At 40.6% G+C, this 9576-nt stretch carries 7 protein-coding genes and 1 pseudogene; 2 read left to right on the forward strand and 6 right to left on the reverse strand.

Annotation, left to right across the window (positions count from 1 at the left end):
• Window positions 1-92 precede the first annotated feature (92 nt).
• Both JV16_RS07790 and JV16_RS07795 read left to right on the forward strand, forming a co-directional pair.
• A pseudogene (locus JV16_RS07790) lies at window positions 93-4328 on the forward strand (RHS repeat-associated core domain-containing protein); the annotation flags it as partial.
• Between the two features lie 320 nt (window positions 4329-4648).
• Window positions 4649-4999, forward strand: coding sequence for a transposase (locus JV16_RS07795; RefSeq protein ID WP_006324125.1), 351 nt, complete (start codon window positions 4649-4651; stop codon window positions 4997-4999).
• Between the two features lie 181 nt (window positions 5000-5180).
• Here the strand turns inward: JV16_RS07795 and JV16_RS07800 are convergent, their stop codons facing one another.
• The 6 genes from JV16_RS07800 to JV16_RS07820 all read right to left on the reverse strand — a co-directional run bounded on the left by JV16_RS07800 (window position 5181) and on the right by JV16_RS07820 (window position 8747).
• Complete coding sequence (locus JV16_RS07800) at window positions 5181-5633, reverse strand: IS630 family transposase (protein ID WP_275451380.1); 453 nt, start codon at window positions 5631-5633, stop codon at window positions 5181-5183.
• Between the two features lie 206 nt (window positions 5634-5839).
• Window positions 5840-6343, reverse strand: a complete 504-nt coding sequence (locus tag JV16_RS15520; protein ID WP_152616118.1) for an IS3 family transposase — start codon at window positions 6341-6343, stop codon at window positions 5840-5842.
• On the reverse strand, window positions 6312-6617 hold the full coding sequence (locus tag JV16_RS16180; RefSeq protein ID WP_160289322.1) for a helix-turn-helix domain-containing protein: 306 nt from the start codon (window positions 6615-6617) through the stop codon (window positions 6312-6314). The genes JV16_RS15520 and JV16_RS16180 overlap by 32 nt, the downstream gene beginning before the upstream one ends.
• Window positions 6618-6697: 80 nt before the next feature.
• Complete coding sequence (locus JV16_RS07810; RefSeq protein ID WP_042535081.1) at window positions 6698-7006, reverse strand: helix-turn-helix domain-containing protein; 309 nt, start codon at window positions 7004-7006, stop codon at window positions 6698-6700.
• Window positions 7007-7217: 211 nt separating this feature from the next.
• Window positions 7218-7655 (reverse strand): HIT family protein, encoded by a 438-nt coding sequence (locus JV16_RS07815; RefSeq protein WP_013401174.1) that lies wholly within the window; start codon window positions 7653-7655, stop codon window positions 7218-7220.
• Between the two features lie 63 nt (window positions 7656-7718).
• A complete protein-coding gene (locus JV16_RS07820) occupies window positions 7719-8747 on the reverse strand; it encodes an IS1595 family transposase (protein ID WP_042535070.1) in 1029 nt (342 codons plus the stop codon).
• Window positions 8748-9576 lie beyond the last annotated feature (829 nt).

A 9576-nucleotide genomic window follows, 5' to 3' on the forward strand; every position in this document is an offset into this window, starting at 1 on the left:
CTTCGCACGAGGGCATCCTTTCTTTCAAGTTTTTCTTTTGGATATATTACTGTAAATTATCATTTTATTCGGGGATAAAATGATAATTTACACTACCGAGAGATCCTTCGCCAATGTATGCGAAAATGGGAACGAAATACGCCACGAGCACGAGCTATTGGTTCCGTCTCAGTGCCTATGATGCGGACGGTGAGACCATCTTTTCGAGCCAGGCATTCACGGTCAAAATTCCTGAGGCGGTTGAATATTTAGGGGAGGAAGATTACTGGTCGATCATCGATGTGCCGTATGGGAGCGTCAATGCCGCTACGGGTAATCTCATGATAGATGAACAAGATGTTTCTATTTCAGGTAGGGGGCCAGGACTTGCTCTATCAAGAACCTACAATAGCTTGTCTCCATGGACCGGTTTATTCGGAAAAGGCTGGCACAGCGATGCGGAAATGAACATCGTCGCGCAAGGAAATGAAGCGCGATTTACGGATGAAGACGGGACGCTTCACATATTTATGAAACGAGCCGACGGAACGTATCAAGCGCCAACCGGTGTTTATTTGGAGCTAAGCGAGACCGCCACTGAGTGGATCGTGAAGTCGAAAGATCAAGCGAAAATGTATTTTAATAAAAGCGATGGCAAGTTAACCAAAATTGTCGACGGTCATGGGAACGCAACGACGTACGGTTATTCGAATGGAAAGCTTACGTCGATTACGGACGCATCGGGAAGAAAATTAGACATTCAGTATCGTCCGGACGGAAAGATCGAAAAAATCATAGGCCCGATGAATCGGACGGTGACATATGGCTACACGAATGATTTGTTAACGACGGTGACTCAGACGGGCGGAGAAGTGACAAGATATGAATACAATGAGATTGATCGTCTAGTAAAAGTATTCGAGCCGACACATACGGAGGAACAGCCAGTTGTCAATCAGTTCGTGTACGATGGTGACAGGCTCCATCAAGTACGAGATTCCGAAGACCATGTATACACATTGACCTATGATCCAACGGAACGGCGATTGCTCATACAAAAGCCGAATGGCCGCCAAACCCAATATACTTTCAACGAGGCGGGTAATCCGATTGAGGTTGTGGATGACGTAGGCGGCTTAAATATTACAACGAAATATTTGTATGAAGGCAACAATTTAAAGGAATCATACGATCCGAATGATGTTGGGGCCACTACACCGACGGAATCATATACGTACGATGCGAATGGAAATGTGTTAACAGCGAAGGATCGCTATGGGACTGAAACCTACCAGTATAATCCAAATAACGATGTCATCTCCATGACAGATACAGAAGGAGACAAGACAACGGTCGCGTATGATGGCTTAAATCCAGTATCCGAAACCGATCAATCGGGAAAAACGTCTTCTGTAGCGAAGTACGATTCCTATGGAAATGTAATTGAAGAAAGTGACGCATTGGGCAGTGCGACCAATTTACTCTCTAATCACGGCTTTGAACAGGGAACGACCGCTTGGACTCTGCTTCGTTCGTATGATTCCGGACAGTTACAGGAAGATACGAATGTTTATAATGGGTTGACGGGACGAAAGACGTTAAAAATCACCGTGAATTCGACGTCGCCTAGTACAGAAGCCGGTTATGTGGCCGCTACGCAAGAAATTGCGGTAAAACCGAATGTGACATACACATTCAGTGGAAAAATCAAAACAAATTTAACGAAAGCCAGTGCGTTCTTTAATGTTGAATTTTTAGATAGCCAAAATCGTCGAATTTCTTGGGCGGACAATCGTTATAGTCAATTGGCAGGCACAAGACCTTGGACAGAGCGGCAAGTGACGTTTACCACTCCTTCGAACGTGGCGAAAGTACGCGTCTATTTAGAGGTCGAGCATCAATCACCAACCGCATCAGGGGAAGCATGGTTTGATAATGTTCAATTAGAGGAAGCCCAAGTTTCTTCCAGCTATAATCCCGTGTTAAACAGCAGCTTCGAAGGAAGCGTGACGAATTGGAGCGGAACGGGCGGAAGCGTCGATCATACGGAGTCGTTCGACGGGGCTTACTCTCTCAAAATATCGAGAACCAGCACCACACAATCAGCTAGTGAATATAAGCAGACGGTGATCGTAGGGCAAACTTCAAGCGATGCGCCGCTTCGTCTGACACTCACAGGTCTTTCCAAAGCGCAGGATGTCAAAGCCAATGGTACCGTGAGTGCAAGCGATTATTCCATTACCGCGAAAGTGTATTTTGTAGACGGAACGACTCAAACGTATACGGCTGATTTTCCGATCGGTACGCAAGATTGGAACCGTGCGGCCATTTCGATCCATCCGTCGAAGCCGATTGACAAAGTGGACATATCCGCTATGTTCCGCGGAAACTACACAGGAACGGTCTGGTTTGACGCCATTCGCTTGATGGAAGGTAACGTCGTAACGAAAAACAAGTATGACGCCAATGGCAACTATGTGGAGGAAGAAACAGATGAAGCCGGGTATGTCACGAAAAAGAACTATGATGCCGTAGGAAATCTGTTGAGCGAATACGATGAGAAGGGAAATCAAAAACAGTACAAGTATGACCCATCCAATCGTTTAAAACAACTCCTATTGGCGAACGGAACTTCTGTCAACTATGACTATGACTGGAACGGTCACATGACTTCTAAAGTCATTCAAACGAGCAGCGGTCCGTCACAAAGATTTACCTATTCTTATGATAAGACGGGAAAACTTCTGAAAACGGTCGGTCCGCTTAACGATGTGACAACCAATGAATATGATGCGAACGGCAATAAAATGAAAACCGTCTTGCCGAAAGGAAATACAATTCAATGGACGTACGACGGAACGGAACGGGTCGACACGATTTCTTACAATGGAGTTCCGTATTACGAATTCCGTTACGACAAAAACGGAAACGAACTGTCTGTGCAATATGTAAAGGATGGCACGACGAAGACAAGAAAATTTGACTCGGCGAATCGGGTCATCGAACAGTCCGACCGCGGGGGATTGCAAAAATGGACGTATCCGACCACCTCGGATAAATTGCAACAGTTCCTATTCTCGCACGGATCGTTTAGCCAAACGGTTACGTACCAATACAACGCCTTGGACCAAAATACCATCGTTCAAGACGGAGCGTATACGTATCGCTTTGATTATGACGAGAGAGGACACGTTCGCACGTTTACGACTGGAAATGGAGCGGGCGCTACCTTCACGTATGATGACCGCGGCTTGGTGAAAAGTCTGTCAGTGGGGACGGCAGATGGAACCGAGTTATTGGCGGAAACGTACCGTTATGACGAAAACGGCAATCGGACGAAAATCGAGTCCCCAACAGGAGAAGCGATTGTTTACCGTTACGATGCGCTCGATCAACTAGTGGAAGAGCAATGGCCGGATGGAACGACGATCGCGTATATGTACGATGGATTCGGCAATCGCAAGCAAATCGTGAAAACGAAAGACGGACTATCCACGACGATCACGGCCGGTTATAATGCGGCGAATCAATTGGTTCGTTTCGGCGAGGAAACGATCACGTACGATGCGAACGGCAATCGGATCGAAGACAGCCAGTATCGATATGAATGGAACGCCGCCGATCAGCTTGTCTCTATCACTCGAAAAGGCGAAAGCACGCCGTTTGTGACCTACCAATACGATGAAGACGGCCGCCGTATTCAAAAGACCGTGAATGGCGTGGTGACGAACTACCACTACCAAGGCGACAGTCTCAACGTTCTGTATGAAACCGACGCGAGCGGAAATGTGGTACAATCGTATGTATACGGAGAAAACGGCCAGCTGTTGGCGATGAAAAAAGGCGGGGCGACGTACTTCTACCACTACAACGCGCATGGTGATGTCATCGCCTTAACCGATGCGCAAGGAAACGTGGTCGCTCGTTACGAGTACGACACATGGGGCCGGCTTCTTTCAAAATCCGGTGAGATGGCAGACGAAAACCCGTATCGCTACGCGGGATACCAATATGACGAAGAGACCGGGCTCTACTACTTGATTGCCCGATACTACCACCCAACCCATGGCGTGTTCTTGTCCATGAACCCAGACCCAGGCGATGCCGATGACATCTTGACACAGAACGGGTATACGTATGCGAACAACAACCCGGTGATGATGGTCGATCCGGATGGGCATTTTGTGTGGATGGTCGTTAATGCGGGATTGGCGGCGTATGAAGGGTATAAGGCGTACAAGGCAGGAAAAGGATGGATAGGTGTCGCAGCTGCGGCAGCTATTGGTTTTGTTGGTGGAGGAAAATTTAAACTTGTTAAAAATACAGGTAAATTTAGTAAGTATGGTGTAGGATTATATAAAGAAATAAAAGGTGTACCGGGGTTAGATGCACATCATGTTGGACAAAAAGCAATTATGAAAAAATTCATTCGAAATTATGATCCAAATAATGCACCAGCAATATTAGTACCAAAAGCTGGACATACAAGAAAAGGTCCTAGGGGAATAGTTTCGAGAAGTTCAAAAGGAATTGAGAGTGCAAGACAATTATTAGCAAGAGATATAATGGAGTTAAGAAGAGTATATCCAGACATTCCTAATTCTCAACTTCGAAAATTAATTGAATTAAATAAACAATTGTATCCAGAGATGAGAAGGAGATGAGATATATGAATAAAGAAGAGTTTGTTAAACTTTTACATCAGTCAATTATAAAAGAAAATCGTAATTTTTATCGAGATATATTCAATAATACTGATATTAATGAAGTTACAGACCCCTATTGGAAAGAAGCATTGATGTTTTATTCAGAACTATCAGATAAAAATAAAGAAATATTATTTAAAATAATCGAACAAGTAGAAGTGGATGCTGTATCTAATATTTTAGGGGTGTTAGATGGGGTAGTATCAATAGGAGAAGAGGATATTGAGTTTAAAGTGACAATTAACGATAATAATGAACCAATTAATGGAGATTTACAAGACCTATTTTTGGAGTATGATGAAGAGAATAGGTAACAAGTTTAGAGATATGATTTTGTATTTGCTAAAATACCATTTATAACTTTCTTTTAAAGTAATTTGTGAATTTGAGATACAATGTATCAGTGGAACAAAAAGAAGGCTTCTAATAAATTATATTACCTTGATTGGCTTTATGCCTTTCAAGGTTTTTATTTTAAAACTATATAGATTCAGATTAATTTTCCGACATAACTATCTGTCCAATGCGTTGGAGCACTTTTTCTGGAAATTGAGTGAGATGCTCCAAGAACGAAACAATCGATTCCCGCAACTCTTTTCGATTGGCATGAAACCGATTGGCAATCACGCTCTCTTTCAGCCATCCCCAAATCCGTTCGACCAAATTTAAATTCGGTGAATACGGGGGTAAGAATATCAAAGTCAACCGTTCTTCGTGCTCATGTAGAAAAGGCTGAAGAATTTTGGCGCGATGAATTTTTGCGTTATCCAAGACCATCACGACATGTTTATCCGGATACTGGTCCAAGAAGGTGTATTGGAGAAATTGCAGAAAAGCCTGTGCATTGCATTGATTGGTTTCCATACGGTGAAATTCTCCCGTTTCGATATTCACACCGCCTAATAAGCTAACGGTTGCGTGATGTCCATGACAAGAGTGCCTGTGCACTGCGATCCGAAAAGTAGACAGTATAAATTCAGTTAACGTGAAGGAATCAGAGTGATAAAACTCTGGTTCCTTTCCTTTTCTCGTCGTTTTCCTAGTGTCTCAGAACCCCGTGAAACTGTCAAGGAGAGCACTTGACAGCCCCACGGAGTTCTGAGGAGAGGTTGGTAAGACGAGAAGGAGGAAATATAGCCCACTGGTGCTCGTTGTTAACTAGCCTTTGCATATTGAGTCGGTGTCTGATAACGAAGAACACCTTGTATCCGTTGGTGGTTGTAATAGCGAATGTAATCATGGATAAGCTGTGTTGCCTCTTCCACACTTTTCGTACGTCGCAAGTCCTGTTCCATCTCTGTTTTAAGGTAGGAGAAAAAGCTTTCTATGCATGCGTTATCAAGCGCATTCGCTTTTCTCGACATACTTGGTGTGATTGAAAATGTATCCATCAGCGTTTTCCATCTTGTTGATCGATATGGCATTCCTTGATCTGAATGAAGAATTAAAGAATCCTTGATGTGTCTGATTTCTAATGCATACAATAGGGAATCTTCCACAAGTTGAACATCGTGTGTTGATGAAATCTGATGCCCAATAATTTCATTGTTGTGTAAATCCATAACGGCAGAAACAAATAGTTTTTTATCTTCCACGGCAATTTCTGTGACATCTGTGACCCATTTTTCATTTAAACGTGTCGTGGAAAAGTTTCTTATTTAATAGGTTTTCATAAATATATCCAGCGGAAGTTGCTTTTTTCACTTTGACTGGCTGTTTTCGTTTCATGCGAGATTGACATTTTAATCCTAATTCTCTCATTAGTCGACGTACCACTTTTTCACTTACAGGTAGTTGATATTGATTGTTTAAAACTGCGTGAATTTTGCGATATCCATATCTCCCTTTGTGTTCATGGAAAATCAAAGAGATATATTCTTTTAATGATTGGTCTTTCTTAGATTCTTTTTTCTTCTTACCCTTCGTTTTCAAGTATTTATAGTAACCAGATTTTGAAATCTGTAGTTTTTCACATATTTTAACGACTGGATATTTTGTTTTGAGCTCGTCTACTACTTTGAATTTCGCTGTTTTCCCTCCCTTTTCAGAATTTGCAGATACTTTTTTAAAATTTCATTCTCCATCTCTAGTTCTTGTATGATGAAATCCTTGTCCATTTCAGAATGATTTCTAACTTTTCGTTTTAGTCCTACTTCCCCGTACATTTCATACTGATCTATCCATTTATAAATATAGTCAGGATCTGTAATCTCAAGATGATGTGCAATGACTTTTACACTCTCCCCCGCCAAGGCTCTTTGAACGGCTTCCAGCTTCAATTCTGAAGAATAGCTTTTATAAGTTCTTTGTTTTTTCGACATGTTCATCGGCTCCTTCCTGTCTTCTGTATGGACATCTTTTTCCCGATTTATACATGTCTACTTTTAAAGGCTCACTCCAACCGTACTGGCGTATTTTTGTTATTGGCTGTGTTAAAGGTTAATGTTGATATAGCACAAAAATTTAGGAACTTCGGAGTTAAGAAAGTTCTTCTTTTCTTGAAATAACGCCATCGTTAGCTGATACAGATTATTATTTAACAGCGTATATTGCCTCTTGTAATTTTAACATTACGTCCCTAAGATTTTTTACTTTATTATCATTTTCTGTCTCATCTTCTAAGTAAAAATCTGCAAAAGACTGATTTTCGTATCTTGGTACAATATGCATATGATAATGGGTTAATTCATTAAAAATACCACCATTTTGACAAATTGTAATACCATCAGGTTTATACAATAACTTAATAGCCTTTGAAACAAGTATAGATGCCTTCATAATTGCATTTGCTGTATCCACATTGAGTTCTTCCACTTCTTTAAAATGTTTCTTTGGTAGTATCAAAGTATGTCCATCATTAAAGGGAGCGTGGTCTAAGATACAAGTCACATACTCATCTTCGTACACAACATAAACTGGTAGTTTTTTGTTTGCTAATTCACATCCTAAACAATACTTTTCTTGTGGCATATGTTTCCCCCTTTTTCTTCGTAATCTGTTTAGTTAGTCGGAAAAGAAAACTTTATTCATAAATTACACACTGAATTTAGATAAACGTAAACTATCATAAGTATCGGTCATTTCAAATACAAATGAGGATAGTAGGAACTCTTTGATATTGTGTTTTGTGCTTTCATTACTGCGACTATCTATAAACAAGAACCAAGCAAGGTAATTATCAAGATATTTTGTAGCCACACCTTTAAAACGGTCAATCCACTTCTTCATCCGAGAATGAAAACTGTTGACATTTTGAATGTGATATAAGCCTTTTATAACGTGCTTTCCATCATCGGATTTGATTCGGTAATGCTTTAACCCTTTTTCTTTTGCATAGGTTTTGTATGCTCTCCAAGCATCTGTAACAAGCACATTGTCAGACGATAGTTTAGTACCAATGATAGTTTCAATTTTGGTTTTTACAATACGCCCCATACAAGATACTTTGGAGACGGTTGCTTTTGTACGGTCTCTTGCAACAAGAACACATACTTGTTCGTGGCTGATTCCTCTGTGTTTGGATTTTCCTCCACGTTTTCGAGGCTTCCGTTCTGTAATGCCACGTTGCCCTTTTTGAGAGTACAAGAAATAGGTCTCGTCAACTTCAACGATACCTTCAAAATGGTCAAAATCCATTTGCTTTAAGGCGGATAGCAGTTTATGTCTCCAGTAAAAAAGTGTAACCCAAGTAACCCCTACGATTTCAGCCGATTTACGCAGGGAGTAGCCTTTGAACATACAATCCACAAATGTAATCCATTCATCACCTTTTCGGGTGCGATAAAGAACGGTGTTAGTCGTATCCGTAAAGGTTTTAAGGCAACTTTTACAACGATACCGTTGACGACCCTTGACTTTTCCGAATCGAACAACGTGTTCAGATGTACAATGGGGACACTCGAAACCATCTTTAAAACGAGTTTCCCTCATTTCGTTAATCAATCTACCACCAACGGAAGAGGTCGGGTCAACATAACGTTTTACCCATTGATATACTTGTTCCTTTTTAGTATGGGGTAACTTGTCGATGTATTTTAATAGGTTACTGAACGCTTTGTCCATCATTAACGATCCCGAACATTTGTTCTAATTGTAATTATAGCAAGAACTTGGTTGGGTTTCAAATATCAACAATGTTCTTTAACAGAGCCTTGTTATTAAAAAGAAGTATTTACAAAAATTAATTAACAATAAAAGTAATAAAAATATTATAAAAAAACATTTACTTTCCTTTGGTGTGAATTCTGTTTGCATTTTTTTGTTGCCTCACTATCTAATAAACTGTAGCTGAGTAATTATCGTTGAAATAATTACCATATAAAACACCCATGAGGAAGTTTTTCTCGCCCCCCAAGCATGAAAATAACGGTTCATAAACCATTTATCTTCACAGAAAATAAAATTTTAGATTTTTTAGGGACTCAAAAAATGGTTTCTGTTCATTTGCATCACCCCTCTCTTTATTCGAATTGTAAAACAAAATCAAGGGGGGAAAAAGATGTTTTCGACAAATTTTGCAATCTTGCTGTGGCTTTTTATTTGTCTGTTGTTTCGGAAAATCATCATGACTAAAGTTTTATCCCGTATCTTTTGTATGAGTAAAATGTTTGTGGGAGAAAAGAAAGCAGATTCCTAATTCAGTATAATTAGGAATCTGTTGGATGTGAAAGCAAAATAGATGAAAAATGGGCCCTCCTCCTGTAAGGTAGTAAGTGCGAAAAAACAACCAAAGAAAGGAGTAGAGCCCATGCAGGATTATATCACAAATGGAGTCACATTGAAAGACATTGAACAATCTTTGTTTCGGCATATGCAAAAAGAATATGGTCAACTGCTTCAACAGTTGTTGGAGGACATCGATCACACATTAGCGGAAAAACGAGATAAAAAG

Origin of the sequence: Anoxybacillus ayderensis (genome assembly GCF_000833605.1) — a bacterium.
GTDB classification, from domain to species: domain Bacteria; phylum Bacillota; class Bacilli; order Bacillales; family Anoxybacillaceae; genus Anoxybacillus; species Anoxybacillus ayderensis.